The organism is Arthrobacter sp. TE12231 (assembly GCF_054062895.1).
Genome location: NZ_JBSSFS010000001.1, coordinates 4242726 through 4261583, shown reverse-complemented (window position 1 = coordinate 4261583; position 18858 = coordinate 4242726). Strand labels below are relative to the sequence as shown.

Here is an 18858-nt window from a genome sequence, read left to right as displayed (position 1 = left end):
AGGGAATCCCGCGGGCGTAACCTGTGCGAATCTGCAAGACCGTATTTAATGGAGGTGCGGCACAATGATGGACAAGCAGCCCTTGGAAAATCGGCCCTGGCACAAGGCTCCGGCGGTGGGGGTCGGCGTAGAAGACCGGCAAAGCGCGGTGGCCCGGGAAACTGAGCGCATCATGCGGGAGGCCAAAGGTGACCGGCTGGCGGCCACAAAATCATCCTCGACAAGCTCCTGGAAATGGGCCTGATCACCGAATCCGAACTGCCGGTACCGGCCGGGATCTGTGACGAAGGATTCGCTGCCACATCCGGGAAGAAGGACGCATCTGCCGCGTACCACGAGGTCCGGAAAACCTACGACGAAATGCTCCTGAAGCCCGGCGCCAGCCCCGTAGCGCTGGCGTTCGCGTCGGCGTCGGCCGGCTCCTACGTGGCCACGGACGGCACCGACAGCGGCGGCGGAACCACCGTGGTCTACAAGAAGTCCGGGGGCAACTGGCAGGAGACACTCGCGGGGGCCGGAGCCGCGATCGGCGGCATCCTCGGCGGGCCGGCCGGGGCCGGACTGGGTACGGTCATCGGCGGCGTTGCCGGCAAGATCGTGGACGAGTGCCTGTCCTGACCGCGGGCGTGAGGCTAACCGGCGCCACCGACTGAATGCCCTGACCGGGTCCATGACGCGGAGATTTTCCGACGACACCCAAAGTTTCCACCGATGCCGGAATCCAGGTGTCGGTAGGAATATTGCGCGTCGCAGGGCCGACTGAGCGTCGCCGGGCTGTCCTGACCGGCCGCTCAGTCCCCGTGGACGGCGGCCTGGCGCTCCTCGGAACGGTCCAGGTAGGCCAGCAACAGGTCCCCGGCACGGTCCAGGTCGCCGGCTTCCAGGGCCGCGCAAATTTCCTCGTTGTCCGGTAGGTAACCCCGGTAGAAGTGCGCATCCAGAGTGGCCTTGTGGAAGAAGAGCCGCATCTCGGCCAGGACCTGGGCCATGATCGTGTCCAGCCGGCGGCTCTCTGCCAGGGCCACGATCGCGCCGTGGAAGTGCTGGTTGGCGTTGCCCAAGGCCTCTTCGTCGCCGGCAGCGGCCGCGGCTTTGCCCTCCTCGACGGCCGCGCGGATCGCTGCCACGCGCTCGGGGCTGCCCCCGCCGCGGATTGCGCTCACCTCGACGGCGCGGCGCACCGTGTAGACGTCGTGGATGTCCCCGGCCTCCAGGCTGGCCACGAAGACGCCCCGGTTCGGGTGGCGGACCACCAAGCGCTCGGCCGCCAGTTCAGCGAAAGCCTCGCGGACGGTGTTACGGGAGACGCCCAGATCCTCCGCGATGGTCGATTCCGTGAGCCGGGCTCCCGGCAGAAGCAGCCCCTCCGCCAGTTGCAGGCGGAGTTCAGCCGCTACGCGGTCCGCCACGGACGGCACCGCCACGCGCAGCCGTGCCGCCGCACCCAGGGCAGCCCCTGCCGCGGCCTCGCGCTTCTTATCCGCCGCGGCGCCGGCGCCCGCCCCGCTTCGAGGCGTGGCGGGAAGGACTCGGGATCCTGCTTCGGAGCTGGTCATACTCCAGAATTTACACGATCGTCACATCGTTGGATTGAAGAATCGTTGAACAATCCGAACTTTTGGTGCATCCTAGATAGGGGCCCAATCATGAGATGAGGATCACAATGGGAACGATCGACCTGAACAGCGACGTCGGCGAGTCGTACGGGCGGTGGACGCTGGGGGACGATATGGCGATGTTTCGCTCCGTCTCCAGCGCCAACGTGGCGTGCGGATTCCACGCCGGCGACCCCAGCGTGATCCGCCTGACCTGCCGCGAGGCCGTTGCTGCAGGCGTCATGATCGGAGCGCACGTCGGCTACCGCGACCTCGCAGGTTTCGGCCGCCGATTCCTGGACATCGATCCCGGCGAACTGGCGGACGACGTCGTCTACCAGATCGGCGCGCTGCAGGCCCTGGCAGCGGCAGAAGGCGGCAAGGTGGCCTACGTGAAGCCGCACGGCGGCCTCTACAACGCGATCGTGGCGCACACCGCGCAGGCGCGCGCCGTCGTCGAGGCCGTGAAATCGGTGGACCCGAACCTGCCGATCTTGGGCCTCCCGGGCTCGGAGGTGCTGCGCCTGGCCGAGGCCGCCGGTCTCCGGGCCGTCACTGAAGCCTTCGCCGACCGGGCTTACAACCCGGACGGCACGCTCGTCTCCCGCACGCTCCCCGGTGCGGTCCTGCACGACCACACGGAGGTCACGGAGCATGTCCTCCGGATGGCCACCGATTCCGCCGTCCGCACGATTGACGGCTCCATCCTGAAGATCCGTGCGGAGAGCATCTGCGTGCACGGAGACTCCCCGGGAGCCGTCACCATGGCCGCGGCCGTCCGCGAGGCGCTCAACGCCGCCGGAATCACCACCGCCGCATTCGTCTAGGACAGCTCCCGGAAGGCAAGGCACCCGTCCGGGACGACGCTCACAGCATCGCAGCACCTCAGCATCACACCGGATCCACCCGGTTCCCCCCGACCCCACACCACGCAACAGGCAGCACCCCGCACACCTGGAGGAAAAATCATGACCACACCGCAGCAGGCCACCCCGGCCGCCAGCAAGAGGAAGCTGCCGCCCGGCGCCATCAAGGCCTACATCGCGAGCCTCACCGGCACGTCGCTGGAATACTACGACTTCGCGATCTACTCGGTGGCGTCGGCACTGATCTTCCCGAAGATCTTCTTTCCCGTGGGCGATGAGCTGGTCGGCCTGCTGCTGTCCTTCTCCACGTTCGCGGTCGGCTACCTCGCCCGCCCCATCGGCGGCGTGATCTTCGGCCGGCTCGGCGACAAGATCGGCCGCAAGCATGTCCTGGTGGTCACCCTCATGCTGATCGGCGTCGCCACCGTACTCATCGGCGTGCTGCCCGGCTACGCGGCCATCGGCGTCGCTGCCCCGGCGATCCTGGTCCTGTTGCGCCTGGCGCAGGGTATCGGCGTCGGCGGCGAATGGGGCGGGGCCGTCCTGCTCTCCAGCGAATTCGGCAATGCCAGGAAGCGCGGCTTCTGGTCCTCGGCCGCCCAGATCGGGCCGCCCGCCGGCAACCTGATGGCCAACGGCGTCCTGGCCCTCCTCGCGGCAACCCTCAGCACCGAGGCCTTCCTCTCCTGGGGCTGGCGCGTGGCCTTCCTCGCCTCCGCCCTCCTAGTGGTCTTCGGCCTCCTGATCCGGCTCAAGCTCGAGGAAACTCCCGTCTTCAAGGCCATCCAGGCCCACGGCGAGGCACCCAAGGCCCCCATCAAGGAGGTCTTCACCAAAGAACCCCGCGCCCTCGTGGCCGCCGCCCTGTCCCGGATCTGCCCCGACGTGCTCTACTCCCTGTTCACGGTGTTCGTGGCCCTCTACGCCACCAAACAGCTGGGCATGACCACCGGCAACGTCCTCGGCGCCATCCTGATCGGCTCCGCCTTCCAGCTGTTCCTGATCCCCGCCGCCGGTGCCCTCACGGACCGCTTCAACCGCCGCCTCGTCTACGGCATCGCGACGGTCGCAACCGCCCTGTACATCCCGCTGTTCTTCCTCATGATCCAGGGCAAGTCCGTGCTCATGCTGACCATCGGCGTCGTGATCGGGCTGGCGCTTCACGCCTTCATGTACGGCCCGCAGGCCGCCTTCATCACCGAGCAGTTCCCGGCCCGCCTGCGCTACGCCGGCAGCTCGCTGGCCTACACCCTTGCCGGTGTGATCGGCGGCGCCGTGGCGCCCCTGATCTTCACCGCACTCTTCGCCGCGACCGGCAACTGGTACCTGATCGCCGGCTACCTGGCCGTTGCCGCCGTTGTAACCGTGATCGGCCTGGCCATCGGCCGGAACCCGCAGACCCAGGAGGAAGAGCGGCTCCTGCAGGTAGCCCACGCCTGAGCGGCGCGGATCCTTTCAGGAAAACGGTGGCGATGATGGAGACAGCAATGGAAACCCTGGCAGTTCAGAACGACGCAGTTCAGCAGGGCACGGTTCACAAGGTCCGCTCCGTGCGGGCGGTGGGCACCCGTGCCGTCCTGGCCGAGCTCTCCGGCACCCAGGACGTCCTTGCCCTGCAGGCACTCCTCCTCGAGACGCCGCTGCCGGGCCAGCAGGACATCCTGGCCGCCGCCGAGACCGTCCTGGTCAAAGCCGATTCCCCGGCCTCGGCCCGGCGGATCGCCGCCCGGCTGCTGCAGCTCGACCTCACCGCCACCGCGCAGCGCGGCGGCGAGCTGGTGGTCATCGACACCGTGTACGACGGCGAGGACCTCGCCGAAGTCGGCCGGCTCACCGGTCTGGGAGCCGAGGGCGTGATCGCCGCCCATTCCGGCCAGGTCTGGACCGTCGCTTTCGCCGGCTTCGCACCCGGCTTCGGCTACATGGTGGGGGAGAACGGGCAGCTGGAAGTGCCCCGCCGCAGCTCGCCCCGCACCGCTGTCCCTGCGGGCTCCGTGGCGCTGGCCGGCAACTATTCGGCTGTGTACCCGCGCCGCTCCCCGGGCGGCTGGCAGCTGATCGGCCGCACCAACGCCCGGATGTGGGACCTGGACCGGGAGCAGCCCGCCCTGGCCGCCCCCGGCCACCGGGTGCAGTTCCGCCCCGTCCGGGATGCAGTCGCGCTTGCAGCAGAGCCGGACGCTGAGCCAGTCGCGGAGCCAGCCGCCGAGTCCGCCGCCGAGTCCGCCGCCGGGCCGGCCCCGGAGCCCGCCATGGAAATTTCCGGATCCGTGCCGGAACCCGCCGTTATGCAGGGCATCACCGCCGGACTCCGGATCGTGTCGCCGGGCCTGCAGAGCCTCGTCCAGGACCTCGGCCGGCACGGCCACTCGGGCCTCGGCGTCTCCGCCGCCGGAGCGCTGGACCGGGCCTCGCTGCGCCGGGCCAACCGCCTCGTCGGGAACGCGCCGTCGGCCGCCGCCATCGAGACCGTCGCCGGCGGCCTCAAAGTCCAGGCCGCCGGGGACCAGGTCCTCGCCGTCACCGGGGCGCCAGCGGAACTGAGCATCGAGTCGGCGCCGGACAGCGCCGGGGAGACCTGGCACCGCACCGCGCCGATGGCCACCCCCTTCGCGCTGCTCGACGGCGAAACGCTCAGCCTCGGTGCCCCGCAGAGCGGATTCCGCAGCTACCTCGCTGTCCGCGGCGGAGTGGGCGTCTCCCCGGTGCTGGGCAGCCGCTCCACGGACACCATGTCCGGAATCGGCCCCGCACCCCTGACCGCGGGGCAGCTCCTTGCCGCCGGCGGCGAGGCCGAGTCCGGCGTCGTCGGGCACCCCGAGCTGCAGCCGGACTACCCGGGCACCGGGGTGACCGTCCTCGACGTCGTCCCCGGCCCGCGCGCCGACTGGTTCGGCCAGGCCGCTCTGGACTCTTTCACCGGCCAGGAGTGGGAGGTGAAGCCGCAGTCCAACCGCGTCGGCATGCGGCTGGACGGGACGCCGCTGCAGCGCACCCGTCAAGGCGAGCTGCCCAGCGAAGGCACCGTGGCGGGCGCCCTCCAGATCCCGCCGGAGGGGCTGCCCGTTCTGTTCCTCGCCGACCACCCGATCACTGGCGGCTACCCGGTGATCGCCGTGGTGGTCGACTCCCAGTTGGACCTCGCCGCGCAGGTCCCCATCGGCGGGAAGATCCGCTTCCGCTGGGCCGAATCCAGCACCCTCGAACACAACACCACCGAAAAAGAAGTGAGTAACTGATGCGCAAGGTCCTGATCGCCAACCGTGGAGAAATCGCGGTCCGCATAGCCCGGGCCTGCGATGACGCGCAGCTGGCGTCCGTCGCCGTGTACGCCGACATCGACGCCGATGCCCTGCACGTCTCCGCCGCGGATGAGGCCTTCAGCCTGAACGGCAACTCGCCCGCGGACACCTACCTGAACATCCCCAAGCTCCTCGCCGTGGCCGCCGAGTCCGGAGCGGACGCCGTCCACCCCGGCTACGGCTTCCTCTCCGAGAACGCCGACTTCGCCCAGGCCGTCCTGGACGGCGGGCTGACCTGGATCGGCCCCAGCCCGGAGGCGATCCGGCTGCTCGGCAACAAGATCACGGCCCGCGACGCCGCGGTCCGGGCCGGCGCGCCGCTGGTCGCCGGCAGCGACGGTCCCGTGGACACGGCCGCCGAGGCCCGCGCCTTCGCCGAACAGCACGGCCTGCCGATCGCCATCAAGGCCGCCTTCGGCGGCGGCGGACGCGGCATGAAGGTGGTCCGGGTCCTCGACGAGGTCGAGGAAGCCTTCGACTCCGCCGTCCGTGAGGCGATCGCCGCGTTCGGCCGCGGAGAGTGCTTCGTCGAGCGCTACTTGGACCGCCCCCGCCACGTCGAGGCGCAGGTCCTGGCGGACGCGCACGGCAACGTGGTCGTTGTCGGAACCCGCGACTGCTCCCTCCAGCGCCGGCACCAGAAGCTCCTCGAGGAGGCTCCCGCACCGTTCCTCAGCGCGGAGCAGACCACGCTGATCTACGACGCCGCCAAGGCCGTCTGCCGGGAGGCTGGCTACTCCGGCGCCGGCACGGTGGAATTCCTGGTCGCGGCCGACGGAACGGTGGCGTTCCTCGAGGTCAACACGCGCCTTCAGGTGGAGCACCCCATCACCGAGGAAACCACCGGAATCGACCTCGTCCAGGAACAGTTCCGGATCGCCGCGGGGGAGCCGCTGCGCCTGACCGAGGACCCGGCACCGCGCGGCCACGCCTTCGAATTCCGGCTCAACGCCGAGGACGTGGGCCGCGGCTTCCTGCCCTCGCCCGGCACCATCGGCGAGTTCGCCGGCCCCACCGGCCCGGGCATCCGGCTGGACACCGGGGTCCGCTCCGGCTCCTTCGTGGCGCCGCAGTTCGACTCCCTGCTCGCAAAGCTGATCGTCACGGGAGCGGACCGCCAGCAGGCTCTGCGCCGCGCCCGCCGCGCCCTCGCCGAGATGCGCATCACCGGCGTCGCCACCGTGCTGCCCTTTCACCGGGCCGTGCTCGCGTCCCCGGACTTCACCTCCGAGGACGAGCTGGGCATCCACACCCGCTGGATCGAAACCGACTTCGCGGACAGTGTCTCCATCTCGGCCGATCCCGATTACAACACCACCGCGCCCGACGGCGAACGCCGCACCATCACCGTCGAGGTGGACGGCCGCCGTCTGGCCGTCGGGCTTCCGGCCGACCTCTTGGACGGCTGGGCACGCTCCGGAGGCCCGGCACCTGCCGGTTTGGCGGTAGTGTCCGACGGCGGTACGGCCGCCGCTGCCGACCCGGGGGAACTGCGTGCCGACATGGCCGGCACCGTGGTGAAGTGGCTGGTCGAACCGGGCGGCGAGGTTGCGACCGGGGACCCGGTGGTTGTCCTTGAAGCCATGAAGATGGAAACCCAGGTTTCCGCGCACCGGGACGGGACCGTCACCGACGTCCGCACCGAAGCCGGTGGAGTGGTCACGGCCGGAGCGGTCCTGGCGCTGATCGGCTAGTTCGTTTCTTGGAGTACAGGGGCCGTTTCCGCCCAGCGGAAACGGCCCCTTGCCCTGCGTGCCGCGGGCGGGCACGCTGGCTGGATGACCAAACTGCAGCCTGCTGCCAACATGTCCGGCCTTGACGTCTCGGCGGGGATCGAGGCGCAGCCGGACGGCGTGATCGCCCTGGATCCGGAGTTGTCGGCCCTTTGGGAGCTAGCGGCGCCGTTCCTGACGGTGCGCGACAACGACGCCCATACGCTCTACGCGGTGGGGCTGGCCCGCGCGCTGCTGGATGGGCACCCGGAAGCGGATGCCGCCGTCGTCCTTCCCGCGATCATGCTGCACGATATCGGCTGGTCGCAGGTGCCGCCGGCGGAAGTCCTCCAGGCGATCGCGCCCGGAGGCGGGAGACCGGACCTGGTGCTGCTGCACGAAAAGGAGGGTGCCCGGCTCGCCGCCGGGATCCTCGCCGCGGCCGGGTACGATGCCGGTAAAGTGCCGGCCATCCTGGACATCATCGACGGCCACGACTCCCGGCGCGAGGCGCTCTCGATCGAGGACGCGATCGTCAAGGACGCGGACAAGACCTGGCGGCTCAGCCCGCACGGCATCGACACCGTGATGGACTGGTTCGGACTCGACCGCGGCCAGGCCATGCGCCTGTGCAGCCAGCGCGTCCACGGACACCTGTTCACGGCAGAGGCGCAGGGCATGGCCCGGGCGTTGTCGGCGCTGGAATCGGTGACGCTGTGGCCGCAGCGTCAGGCGCTGCTAACGGCGCAGCGCGGGCCGGAGGAGGCGAAGATCATCGAGGGTAATCCCGGTGAGGGTCTCCCGGGTTGACCGGAACGGGCCGTCGGGGACAGGCGCAAGATGTGGGATGACCAGGACTGTCATGCCGGCGGCCACGGCGCTGGCCGCCCCGGTGTCCGTGTCCTCGATGGCGAGGCAGTCTCGGGGGCGGATTCCCAAGGATGCCGCGGCCGTGAGGTATGCCTCGGGGTGCGGTTTGCCGTGGGTGACGTCATCACCGGCCACGACCTTGAGGAAGGCGTCGGGACCGGCGCTTTGGGCGATGTATCCGGCGACCGGCCGGAACGCCTGGGTGACCAGTGCGCAGGGGATCCGGGCCTGAGCGAGGCGTGCGAGGAGCTCCTGCGCTCCGGGCCGCCAGGGGATCCGGTCGCGGATGGTGTCCAGGACCTGGTGGACGAGCCGGTCGATGAGCTCCGGTCCAGCCAGGGGGACTCCGCGGTTGCGCATCTCGGCCGCGGACACCGGCAGGGGTTTGCCCACGAAGAAGGCGGCATCGGCGTCGCTCCAGGGCACGTGGTATTCGGCGGCGAGATCGGCGCGGGCCTGGATCCAGAACGGCTCCGTGTCCACGAGCGTGCCGTCCATGTCCCAGAGCACCGCTGCGGGGTATCCGGTTCTGTTGTCCTGGATCTCAGGCACTGCTGTCCTTCCGTGGGTGGGTCGCGGTGGGGCTGGCTGGTGGCCCTGTCGGCGCCGGCGCGGTGGTCTAGGGACCGGTGCGCCGGCGCCGACCGGGCGGCGCGGCTAAACGCCTAGCCCGAGCGCCCGCCTGCCGATGGGGTTGAGGTCGTTCTCGGGGAACCGGTTATCCCAGTCGGTTTCGTAGTGCTCCTCGGGAAAGTCCCGCGGTGAGCGTCCGGCTTTGAAGTCCTCTGCCACGACGGCGGCGTACCGGGTGTTCTTCTCGCACTGGGGGGCTGCCGGGATGTACATGACGTTGCCCCATCCTTGTTGGTCCTGCACGGGGGCGACGGCGTGGATCACGTCGCAATGCCACCACACCGAGTCGCCGGCCTGTACGTCGGGGATGGACGAGAGCGCGCGCATCAGCAGAGGGTGCCACTGCTCGCTGATCGGCAGGACGCGCCGTGGGCTGACGCCGCACAACTCGTCCTCCGGCACATCATCCAGCAGCGGACGAAGCAGGATGTAGGCCATCGCTTCGGGGATAGGGACCGTCTGCAGCACGCCCTGATCGTTGTTCATGTCGGACAACGCCGTCCAGCCCTGGAAGGTGCGGAAGGCCGAGCACATCGTGGATCCGCCCTCGTACTCGTCGACTTCGGTGCGGTAGGCGGCATCCCAGGGGTCGTACTTCTCCGGTTCGCCGTCGAACACGAGCCGGAACACCCGCTGGTAGGCCGGCAGGAGCCACCGTTCCAGGGCGCCGGAGTCGGTATGCGGGCCCAGGCCGCTCGAATCGGCGCCCGGCGGGCGGCGGCGGATCCGGTCCGGGTACATCGAGTCCTGGTCAGGGTCGAACCAGGACCGCCCCTCCGATTCGAAAGTCCAGCGGCGGTTCAGGAATGACTGCACGGCCGCCATCCGCGGGTCCTGCCGCGCCTCCATCTGGGGGCGGGACCAATAGATCGGGTAGATCTCCGGGCGGGAGGCGGACAGGGTGCCGAAGAAGTCGTCGCCCGGGCCGCGGTACTTGGCATCGAAGTCATTGCTCTCCACGTAGTCCACGAGCTGCCGGTCCCATCCCAGCGCGGTCTCGCGCGGGAAGTGACCGCGCACGACGGCGCAGCCGCGCCGCTTCAGCGCGGCCAGCTGGGCCTCGCTGACCTGACCGGATTCGATGTCCCTAAAGCTGATAACCGGCCAGACCTCCTCGCCGCGGGCCCGGATGGCCTCGATTTCCTCGACCTGTACCCGGATGCGGTCCTCGAGCCGGCGGAAGACTCCTTCGACATCGCCGATCCGGTCGCGCAGTTCGCGTTTGAGGGCGCGGATCTGGCCCGGGACATCAGCGGGGACCTGAGGGGCTTGGTGGACTGTGTCCTGTTCGCTCATTTTCATCGTTCCTTCTGTCGTCATTCCTAGACTGCGGTTTCTTGCATCGGGCACTTCGATGTAAGGGGGAAGCCTGCCGTCCGAGGGCACTGTCCGTGACACATCCCTGGGAGCTCGTGACCCCGGACTTCGCGAAGGCCTAGCTCGCGGCGGCGGTCACCGGCGCCGGGGAGATCGGCCGGGATCTGAGGGGTGGCGGGCGTCGGTTCCACAGCAATTCCTCCTATAGTAAAGAATCCTAACTAATTCCTTTTTCCAGTGTAGGGCACTCCGTTACGATGGGGAAGACCCCTATCGGAGGACCCCTGCCTTGACCCGTTCCCCGCACTCCCTGGCCCCGGCTGCATCGACGCCGCAGGCATTGGCCACGGTCACTGACCGGCGATTCTTCGAACATCTCCGCCGCAACGGGCCCAGCTCCCGGGCGGCCATCGCAGCGGCCGCCGGATTGTCTAAGCCCACCGCCTCCGAGGCGGCCACCCGGCTGACGGAAGCCGGGCTGATAAGTGAGACGGGCCAGTCGGCCGGGCCGCGCGGCCGCACCGCGGCGATCTACGACATCGCCCCCGGCTACGGACATGCTCTCGCCGTCGCGGTGGCCACCGGCCGCGCCCAGCTCCGCGCCACTGATCTGCGCGGCAGCGTCGTGGGTGATTACCAGGTCTCGTCGGGAACGCCGCAGACCCGGGATCAGCTCGAGTCCGCCCTCTCCGGCCTGTTCGCCGAGTACCGGCGCGATGTTTCCACACCGTGCCTGGCCGCCGGCATCTCCCAGGCCAACCCCGTCGAGGCCGCCGGACAGGCCGTGCTGAGCCTGCCGAACGCGCCCTTCCCCGAAGGGCAGTGGAACCTGAGCGAACGTTTTCTCGGCGACTGCCGGGGGCCGGTCCGGGTTGACAACGACGTCAACTGGGCGGCCCTGGCGGAGCGCGAGTCCGGAGCGATGCGCGGCGTCGAGGACTTCCTGATGGTCTATGTCGGTGCCGGCATCGGTGCGTCCCTCGTCATGGGCGGCGACGTGCGCCGCGGCTCACACGGCATCGCGGGAGAGATCGCCTATCTGCGGCAGAATGGACGGACGCTGATGGAGCGTCTGCTCGATCTCGGGATCACCACGGCCGGCGGGCTTTCCCTGGACATGGACCGTTACCGCGGCCTCTTTACGGAACAGCCTGACTCCCCGGCGGCCGACGACTTCCTCGAACTGCTGGGCGAAGCCATCGGCAACACGGCCACCCTAAGCGACCCCGCGGCCGTCGTGCTGAGCGGGCCGCTGGTGGACTGCCCGGCGTTTGTGGACCGTTTGCGCGTCATCCTGGTGCCGCACCTGCTGGATCCCTCAACACTGGTGACCGTCAGCGATCTCGGCACAGAAGGGCCCCTGGCCGGGGCCTCGTTGCATGCCCGTGACGCGGCCGTGGAAGGAATCTGGGCCGAATACCGCCGGTGATCCGCCGGTCCGAATCGCGGCACGGTGCCCCGTCCCGGATGGCTGACAGATGAACGGATACCGGCGTTGAGTTCACGCGAAATAGACTATTGGTCGATGACCAGCTGGATCTGCCTCGCTTCAGGAAAAGTAGGAGGAAACAGCTGCTCGGGCGTTCGGTGTTCACTGTCGCGCTCCGAGTACGCTTCCTTCATCTTCTCGAAGAGCCGTTGGGCCTCCGCTCGCAGGCCCGGGATATCGATGCCCGGGATGACGCCGTCGCTCATGATCAGGCGCCCTGCGACGACGGAATGGGTGGCCTGCCGGGCTGTTCCGTTGAGCAGGAGGGTTCGAACCGGGTCGTCCAGGACTCCGTCCCTGATGTCGTCAAGGGAGAACGCAACGAGGTCGGCCTGGGCTCCCGCTTCCAGTTTCCCCAGGTCCGGGCGGTCCAGGGCGCGGGCGCCGCCAAGGGTTGCCGCTTCAAAGTAGTGCTCCGCCGGAGCTGCGTCGGGCCTGTGGTCAAGAAGCTTGGCCAGGTGCACGCCCGTGTCCATGCCCCGGATGAGGTCCGGTGGGAAGGAGTCCGTTCCGAGACACAGGTTGACGCCGGCCTCCCGGAAGGCGGCGAACGAGTCGAGGGCCATGCCGTATCTGAAGGACGTGAGCGGACAATGGATGATGGAGATGTTGGCCTCCGCCAGAGTCTGAAGATCACCCAGGTCGGTGCCATCCACGAGCGGGTTGCGGTCCACGAAGATCCCGTGCGGGATGAGAAGGCGCTCAGCCAGCAGCCCTGTCTGCTTCAGGAGCTGGAGGGGGGTCAGCCCGTGCCAGCGCTGCAGCAGCTCCCGCTCCAGGGCCCCCTGAAGGCAGTGCAACCGCACAAGCGCGTGCCGTTCGCGAGCGATTTCAGCCGTTGCGCGCAGAAGTTCCGCGGTAAGCGTTTCAATCCTGCACGGCAACAGAACACCGTTGATCAGGGGGTCCGCCAGGTCCTCCGCGTAGTCCAGGAACCGGACGGCATCGGCAAGCCCGGCACGCCCCTGCTCCTCATCGAATGCGACGTCGCGCTCCTCATCAGCACGGAGAACATTGACACCGGAACGGTAGGCAGGGCCAAGGTATCCCCGCAGCCCGATCTGGCGGGAGGCATCGGCCATACCGGCAAGCTCTTCGAAGCTTTCCGCCCAGGCGGAATGGATCTCGGATGCTATGGGCATATACGTCGTAACGCCGTGCAGGGCCAGCTGCACCAAAGCATATTTCCGGATGGTCTGGCGTTCCTGCGCTGTAAAGACGTCCGCGCGGCGGTTGTGGAAGTAATCTTCGGACCATTGCAGGCCGTTGGCCCGGTCCGTGGAAGCCCACGAATCGATCAGCAGGTGATCGATGTCGGTGAGGGCATCGAGATCGATCAGGCCCGGTGTGATGAGGGACCGGCCAAGTTCGAATGACTGGTCCGTCGGACCCTCGTAGTTCGGTCCGACATAGACGATGCGAGTGTCCTCAAAGACGACGTCGCCGTCGCGGATGAGTACGTGCTGACCGGATTCATGCCCGAGCACGAATTCCGCGCTGAATTTGGTGCGCAAACCAACCTCCGATTCGATGATGGGGGCGGCCACTCAGCGGACCGCACAAATCAAACCATACTCATTTTGGTATACCACCGCCAAGGGCCATCGAGGTTTTCGGGAGACCGCCCTTCCTCAGAACCTCTAAAAACTAGTCTTTGAAAGTGATTTACATCTCGCCGGCCCTGACCTATTCTATTTTGGTATACAAACCGGTTTGTGAGCTTGACACGACACGTTCCCCTGACCCAGCGACCGCCTAGTACGGGTGGCAGGTCTTTCCCCAAAGGACAGTTACTCCCATGGCCTCAGAAGCCCAGCTCATCAACCAATCCGCCCCGGTCTCGGATCAACAGATCACGCGCCGACACTGGTGGACGGTGGTAACCGTGTCACTGCTTGTTTCGGTGGCGGCCGTCCTGATTGGCACGTACAAGTTCCAGCTGGGGCCCGCGCCAGTGGTCCTCTTCCCCATCATCTGGGCCGTGGTCCTCGGCGGGATCCTCGGCACGCAGCGAATCCGTCGTGTCTCCGGGGCAAGCCGGGCCGTTGCAACGCTGCTCCTGGAGATTGGGATCATTCTCTTCCTTGCCCGGCTCGGCACGCAGATCGGACCCTCGCTCGCCAAAGTCACTGAGACTGGTCCAGCCATCCTTCTTCAGGAAGTAGGGCACATCTTCGGCACCGTCATACTGGCGCTGCCGATTGCCGTGGCCATGGGGTTGGGCCGGGTGGCGGTCGGAGCCACGTGGTCAATCGACCGCGAATCCTTCCTCGCCTTCGCCATACAGCGCTTCGGAGTCCGTTCCGGAGAGTACCGGGGCGTCTTCTCCGTGTGGTTGCTCGGCAGCCTCTTTGGTGCTGTGTTCATCTCCCTGCTCGCTGGATTCCTCGGCGGACTGAACATCTTCGATCCCCGCGCACTGGCCCTGGGGCTGGGACTCGGCTCGGCGTCGATGATGCTCGGGGGCGTCGGGGCGCTGTCTCTGCTCTATCCGGATCAGGCCGGCGAAATCATGGCGCTGGCCGCGTTGTCCAACCTCGTCACGAACATCGTTGGCTTCTATGCGGGGGTCTTCCTGTCCCTGCCGCTGTGCCGGCGGCTCTACACCTTCTGGAGCCGGCTCTTCGGAAAGGACGACGACGGCAGGTCCACCCGCGGGGCACGCAGCAAGCCGGAGCTGCCTGGCGCAACGCAGCCTGCCGCCCCGGTCGCAGTGGAGGTGGATCCCACGCTCAAGGTGACGCCGCGGATCACCATTCTCGCCTTTGCCATCGCCGGTGCCTCGGCCCTGGTCATGAACGTCGTCGGGACAAAGAACTTCGCCTGGAATGACGCGGCGGGCGTGATCGTCCTGCTGCTGCTGACGGGCCTGTCATTCCGTCTGGCCCGGTTGCTGCCGTCGGTGCCGTCAAGCGTGTGGGTGCTGACCATCACAACGGTGCTTTCGGCGCCGTCCCTGCCCACTTCGGGGCTCATCGCCGGGCTGACCCAACATCTGGACGTGATTCTCATCGGGCTGCCTGCGCTGACGCTGATCGGGCTCACCGTCGGGCGGGACATCAAAGCGCTGAAGTCCCTGAGCTGGAAGATCATCGTGGTCGCCCTCGTGACGTACAGTGCATCCTTCATTGCGGCGGCCGCCTTGGGACAGATGGCTCTCGGGCGGTAACGGATCCGGCGCGGAACCTCCGGAAAACAGGAAACAGTGTGGCGTGGAAGGGGCGACGGCGGAAACCGCCGTCGCCCCTGGCGCGCCTTCCGCAGGGGCTCGATGGTATTCCAAAAGGCCTTTTCGGGCGCAGGCAGTGCCACGAGAATCCGTATCCCGGCGCACGAACCTTAATCCCAAGGTATTCTTGGTATACCAAATACTTGTCAGGAGACGACTGTGGAAGAAACCCCCCAAGCGCCCTGGGAGCGGCCCCGGACGCCTGCGGCTTCAAAGATCGCATGGACCCTCATTGCCTTGAGCCTCGTTTCCATCAACCTTCGGCCGGCGATTACGACCGTCGCCGGATCCATGGGCCAGCTGGAACAGGGGCTCGGGATAGCTCCCCAGACGATTCCGCTCCTGGCGGCGCTTCCGGTGCTTGCTTTTGGGATTTCCGCCCCGTGCGGGCCATGGCTCGCACGGCGCGTGGGTGCAGGGAGGGCTGTCGCTCTTGCGATGCTGATGCTGGCCGTTGCACTGGCGGCCCGCGTGCTGCTGCCGGCCCTTATGCTCCCCGGAACCTTCCTTGCGGGGATGGCCATCATGACGGCGAGCGTGCTGTTGCCCCAGATCGTCAAGGCCAATCAGGGAACCGGCTGGTGGACGGGGCTGTGCAGCATGGGCTTCGGTCTCGGAGCGGCACTGGGAGCAGGGCTGGTCCAGCCGCTGCAGCACGTATTGGGCGGAAGCCTGCCGGGGGCTCTGGCCCTGTGGGCTGTTCCTGCTGTGCTGGGGGCAGTACTGATCCTCCGGCACGGCGGCATGCGGACAGGACCCGTGGCGCCGGGGTCCTGTCCGCCTGCCCGTGCCGTCGAGCCCGGCAGCTCGACTGCTGACCCGGAGGCGCGGCCCCGTGCCGCCCGCGCATTGCGGCAGCAGGCAACTGCCTGGGCGGTGACCGCATTCTTTGGTCTCCAGGCGCTGCTGTATTTCGCGGTTACTTCGTGGCTGACGGTCTTCCTCGTGTCGAAGGGCCTCACGGCTGGCGATGCTGCGGCGCTCCTTGCCTGGTTCAGCGTGGCCGGCCTTCCGGCCAGCCTGCTGGCACCCGTGCTGGCCAGCCGGCCGGCGGTTCTCAAGATCATGGCGCCCGGCTTGGGGGTGCTCGTGGCGGCCGCGTTGCTCGGGGTGCTGGCGGGCCCGGCCGAGCTGCAGTTCCTGCTGGTGGGTGTCCTGGGGGTTGTCCAGAGCGCGGGATTCGGGCTTGCCATTGCGCTCGTGGTGCTCCGATCGACAGGGCCCCAAACCGCCGGGAAACTCTCGGCGATGAGCCAGGGCCTGGGTTTCGCCCTCGCCTCGCTGGGGCCTTTGGGGGTGGCCCTGCTTCACGATGTGACCGGCGGCTGGGGGGCTGCGTTCTGGGCCTTGGCAGGAGTTGCCATGCTGCTGGCGCTGGCGGGATACTTCGCGGTGAACGGACGCATCGCGTCCGTCGAGGAGGGAACTGTGCCCGCCGGAGAGGTGCGGCCGGCCGGCGTCGGAAGCTGACCAAGATGTACGGCCGGCAATAGGAAAAGTGGCAGGTCCCTCAAACGAGGGGCCCTGCCACTTCTTGTTGCGGGGCTAAGGAACCAACTGCAGCTGGTCCGCCACGACGCGGCCACGGTGGATCACGGTGCGGTCGGTGCCCCTGTCCATGACGGCGGAGGCCACCGTTTCGCCGTCGACCAGCAGCAGCTCGGCGGGATCGCCGGCCTCGAGGCCCGGCCGGTGCGCGGTGCCTTTCAGCCGGGTGGCGGCCGGATTCAGAACGCTGGCGCCGCCTACGGTGGCGATCGCCAGGCAGTGTTCGATCAGCTCGTCCCGGCGGAATCCGTGCGTGAACGCGAGCTGCCAGGTGCGGTCCAGCATGTCGGTATTGCCGTAGGGGGACCAGTAGTCGCGCTGGCCGTCCTCGCCGAGACCGACGCGGACGCCGGCCTCGGCCAGCAGCGGGAGCGGGAGCTGGCCGGATACCGCCGGGGCCACCGAGGCCATCGAAACGTCCAGCTCCGCGAACTCCTCGATGAGCCGGTGCGTGGTGGCGTCGGAGACGCTGCCCAGCTGGTAGGCGTGGGACATGGTGACCTTGCCCTGCATCCCCAGGGCGCGGGTGCGCTCAAGGACCAGGTCCGTGCTGAAGACGCCGAGTTCGCCCGGTTCGTGGAGGTGGATGTCGATAGGGACCTGGTACTTCTCGGCCAGGCCGAAAACGATGTCCAGATGCCGGGCGGGGTCCCGGTCCAGGCTGCACGGATCAATGCCGCCCATGACATTGGCCCCCGCCCTGAGGGCCTCCTCCATGAGGGGTACGGTGCCGTCCTCGAGCAGGAGGCCTGCCTGCGGGAAGGCGATGATGTCGACGTCGGCCTGGTCCTTGAACTGTTCCTTGGCCGCCAGGACGGCTTCGAACCGTTCCAGCCGGCAGTCCACGTCGACTTGGGCGTAGGAGCGGACCCGGGTGGTGCCGCGCGCGATCATTCGGCCGAGTGTGTTGTTGACACGGTCCTGAAGAGGGACCTCGGCGAGGCGCCAGTTCTCCCGGTCGTTCATCATCATGGTCCAGACGCCGGGACCGCCGGTGTGTTCGCGGAACGGCAGTCCGATGCGGGTCGAGTCCAGATGCACGTGGACATCCGAGAAGGACGGGAGCAGCAACCGGCCGCGGCCCTCCACGACCGTGACAGCCTCGCCCAGGGTGCCGGTCGAGTCCGACGGCGTTCGAGCCGGGTTATGCGGTTCAATGCCGGCGATCTTGCCGTCCTTGAGCAGGACGTCGCTCAGCGCCTGTCCCCAGGGACGGACGGCGCGGATCAGGGTAGTCAATGTAATGCTCCTTTGTGTTGGGACTATTGGACACCGGCGGGGGAGGCTGCTGCCAGACCCTCGTGGTGGCAGGCCGGGGCGGCGAGGCCGGCCGGCGAGGGAATGTCGCTGATACAGAGCTGCTGCCGGCTTTCGGGCAGCGTGCCGAACAGCGGGCAGCGCGTGCGAAAGACACAACCGCTGGGTGGGTTGGCCGGTGACGGGAGATCTCCACGGAGCCGGATCTTCACCTGTCGCCGAGCTGCGCGAGGATCGGGCAGCGGCACCGCGGACAGGAGCGCCTGCGTGTAGGGGTGCCGGGGAAGGCGGAACAGTTCCTCGCGGGGACCCTGTTCGACAACCTTGCCGAGATACATGACGGCCACTTGGTGGGAGATGTGCCGGACGACGGAGAGATCGTGGGCGATGAAGATATAGGCGACGCCGGTGTCGCGCTGGATCTCCTGGAGCAGGTTTACTACCTGCGCCTGGACGGAGACGTCCAGGGCGGACACCGGTTCATCACACACGATTACCGAGGGGTTCAACGAAATGGCCCGGGCGATGCCCACCCGCTGGCGCTGGCCGCCGGAGAACTCATGCGGAAAGCGGTTGTAGTGTTCGGGCTTGAGGCCCACCTGTTCCATGAGTTCTTTGACGCGGTTCTTCAGTCCTGCGGGCGGATTGATCTTCTGCGCCACCATCGGCGCGGCGATCGCGGTGCCGACCGTCTGCCTCGGGTTGAGTGACGCGAACGGGTCCTGGAAGATCATCTGGACCTTGCGTCGGAAGTTGTACAGATCCGCACCGCGCAGCTGGCTGATGTCCACGCCGTCGACGACGATCCGCCCGCCGGTGGGATCCAGCAGGCGGGCGACCATGCGGCCCGTCGTGGACTTACCGCATCCGGACTCACCTACAAGTCCGAGCGTCTGGCCTCGGTCGAGACTGAACGAGACGCCGTCGACGGCCTTGACGGTTTTGGCTGTGCGGCCGCCGCTGGGGGAGAAGAGCCCGCCCTTGACGGGGAAATGCTTTTGAAGGTTCTCCACCTGGAGAATTGGCTGCCTGTCCATGGC

Annotated in this window: 16 protein-coding genes; 10 read left to right on the top strand and 6 right to left on the bottom strand. The window is 67.9% G+C overall.

Features of this window, described 5'->3' with window-relative positions:
• The first annotated feature begins 64 nt into the window (after positions 1 to 64).
• Positions 65 to 244, top strand: a complete 180-nt coding sequence (locus tag ACVWYS_RS19100) for a hypothetical protein (protein WP_344365062.1) — start codon at positions 65 to 67, stop codon at positions 242 to 244.
• Entirely contained in the window at positions 235 to 618 is a 384-nt protein-coding gene (locus ACVWYS_RS19095; RefSeq protein WP_456507870.1) for a hypothetical protein, read from the top strand. Before ACVWYS_RS19100 ends, ACVWYS_RS19095 begins: the two co-directional genes overlap by 10 nt.
• Before the next feature lie 173 nt (positions 619 to 791).
• Here the strand turns inward: ACVWYS_RS19095 and ACVWYS_RS19090 are convergent, their stop codons facing one another.
• Positions 792 to 1556, bottom strand: coding sequence for a GntR family transcriptional regulator (locus tag ACVWYS_RS19090; protein WP_344365067.1), 765 nt, complete (start codon positions 1554 to 1556; stop codon positions 792 to 794).
• A gap of 107 nt (positions 1557 to 1663) precedes the next feature.
• Between ACVWYS_RS19090 and ACVWYS_RS19085 the strand changes: the two genes are divergently transcribed.
• From ACVWYS_RS19085 to ACVWYS_RS19065, 5 genes are all read left to right on the top strand, one after another.
• Positions 1664 to 2422: a LamB/YcsF family protein gene (locus ACVWYS_RS19085; RefSeq protein WP_116766375.1), complete on the top strand. Its 759-nt coding sequence runs from the start codon at positions 1664 to 1666 to the stop codon at positions 2420 to 2422.
• A gap of 141 nt (positions 2423 to 2563) precedes the next feature.
• Positions 2564 to 3901, top strand: coding sequence for an MFS transporter (locus ACVWYS_RS19080; protein WP_456507869.1), 1338 nt, complete (start codon positions 2564 to 2566; stop codon positions 3899 to 3901).
• A gap of 47 nt (positions 3902 to 3948) precedes the next feature.
• Entirely contained in the window at positions 3949 to 5700 is a 1752-nt protein-coding gene (locus ACVWYS_RS19075) for a 5-oxoprolinase subunit B/C family protein (RefSeq protein ID WP_456507868.1), read from the top strand.
• Positions 5700 to 7457, top strand: a complete 1758-nt coding sequence (locus ACVWYS_RS19070) for an acetyl/propionyl/methylcrotonyl-CoA carboxylase subunit alpha (RefSeq protein WP_456507867.1) — start codon at positions 5700 to 5702, stop codon at positions 7455 to 7457. Before ACVWYS_RS19075 ends, ACVWYS_RS19070 begins: the two co-directional genes overlap by 1 nt.
• Positions 7458 to 7541: 84 nt before the next feature.
• Positions 7542 to 8285 carry an HD domain-containing protein gene (locus tag ACVWYS_RS19065; RefSeq protein ID WP_344365079.1) on the top strand — a complete coding sequence of 248 codons (744 nt, stop codon included), beginning with the start codon at positions 7542 to 7544 and terminating at the stop codon, positions 8283 to 8285.
• Here the strand turns inward: ACVWYS_RS19065 and ACVWYS_RS19060 are convergent.
• Together ACVWYS_RS19060 and ACVWYS_RS19055 are read right to left on the bottom strand one after the other, a co-directional pair.
• Positions 8214 to 8897, bottom strand: coding sequence for an HAD family hydrolase (locus tag ACVWYS_RS19060; RefSeq protein ID WP_456507866.1), 684 nt, complete (start codon positions 8895 to 8897; stop codon positions 8214 to 8216). The genes ACVWYS_RS19065 and ACVWYS_RS19060 overlap by 72 nt on opposite strands.
• Positions 8898 to 9002: 105 nt before the next feature.
• The gene (locus ACVWYS_RS19055; RefSeq protein WP_344365085.1) at positions 9003 to 10274 is read right to left on the bottom strand and encodes a DUF1479 domain-containing protein; all 1272 of its coding nucleotides are present in this window, start codon (positions 10272 to 10274) and stop codon (positions 9003 to 9005) included.
• Between the two features lie 310 nt (positions 10275 to 10584).
• Here ACVWYS_RS19055 and ACVWYS_RS19050 point away from each other — a divergent pair, with 310 nt between their 5' ends.
• On the top strand, positions 10585 to 11724 hold the full coding sequence (locus tag ACVWYS_RS19050; RefSeq protein WP_456507865.1) for an ROK family protein: 1140 nt from the start codon (positions 10585 to 10587) through the stop codon (positions 11722 to 11724).
• 86 nt (positions 11725 to 11810) lie between these two features.
• On the opposite strand, the gene ACVWYS_RS19045 is transcribed toward ACVWYS_RS19050, so the two are convergent.
• Positions 11811 to 13331, bottom strand: a complete 1521-nt coding sequence (locus tag ACVWYS_RS19045) for a chlorohydrolase family protein (protein ID WP_456507864.1) — start codon at positions 13329 to 13331, stop codon at positions 11811 to 11813.
• Positions 13332 to 13582: 251 nt separating this feature from the next.
• On the opposite strand from ACVWYS_RS19045, the gene ACVWYS_RS19040 reads away from it, so the two are divergent.
• Both ACVWYS_RS19040 and ACVWYS_RS19035 read left to right on the top strand, forming a co-directional pair.
• A complete protein-coding gene (locus ACVWYS_RS19040; protein ID WP_456507863.1) occupies positions 13583 to 14953 on the top strand; it encodes a DUF3100 domain-containing protein in 1371 nt (456 codons plus the stop codon).
• 219 nt (positions 14954 to 15172) lie between these two features.
• Positions 15173 to 16483 carry an MFS transporter gene (locus ACVWYS_RS19035; RefSeq protein WP_456507862.1) on the top strand — a complete coding sequence of 437 codons (1311 nt, stop codon included), beginning with the start codon at positions 15173 to 15175 and terminating at the stop codon, positions 16481 to 16483.
• Positions 16484 to 16558: 75 nt separating this feature from the next.
• Here ACVWYS_RS19035 and ACVWYS_RS19030 read toward each other — a convergent pair whose 3' ends face one another.
• Together ACVWYS_RS19030 and ACVWYS_RS19025 are read right to left on the bottom strand one after the other, a co-directional pair.
• Positions 16559 to 17800, bottom strand: a complete 1242-nt coding sequence (locus tag ACVWYS_RS19030; RefSeq protein WP_456507861.1) for an amidohydrolase family protein — start codon at positions 17798 to 17800, stop codon at positions 16559 to 16561.
• Positions 17801 to 17823: 23 nt separating this feature from the next.
• Positions 17824 to 18855, bottom strand: a complete 1032-nt coding sequence (locus ACVWYS_RS19025; protein WP_456507860.1) for an ABC transporter ATP-binding protein — start codon at positions 18853 to 18855, stop codon at positions 17824 to 17826.
• Between the last annotated feature and the right edge of the window lie 3 nt (positions 18856 to 18858).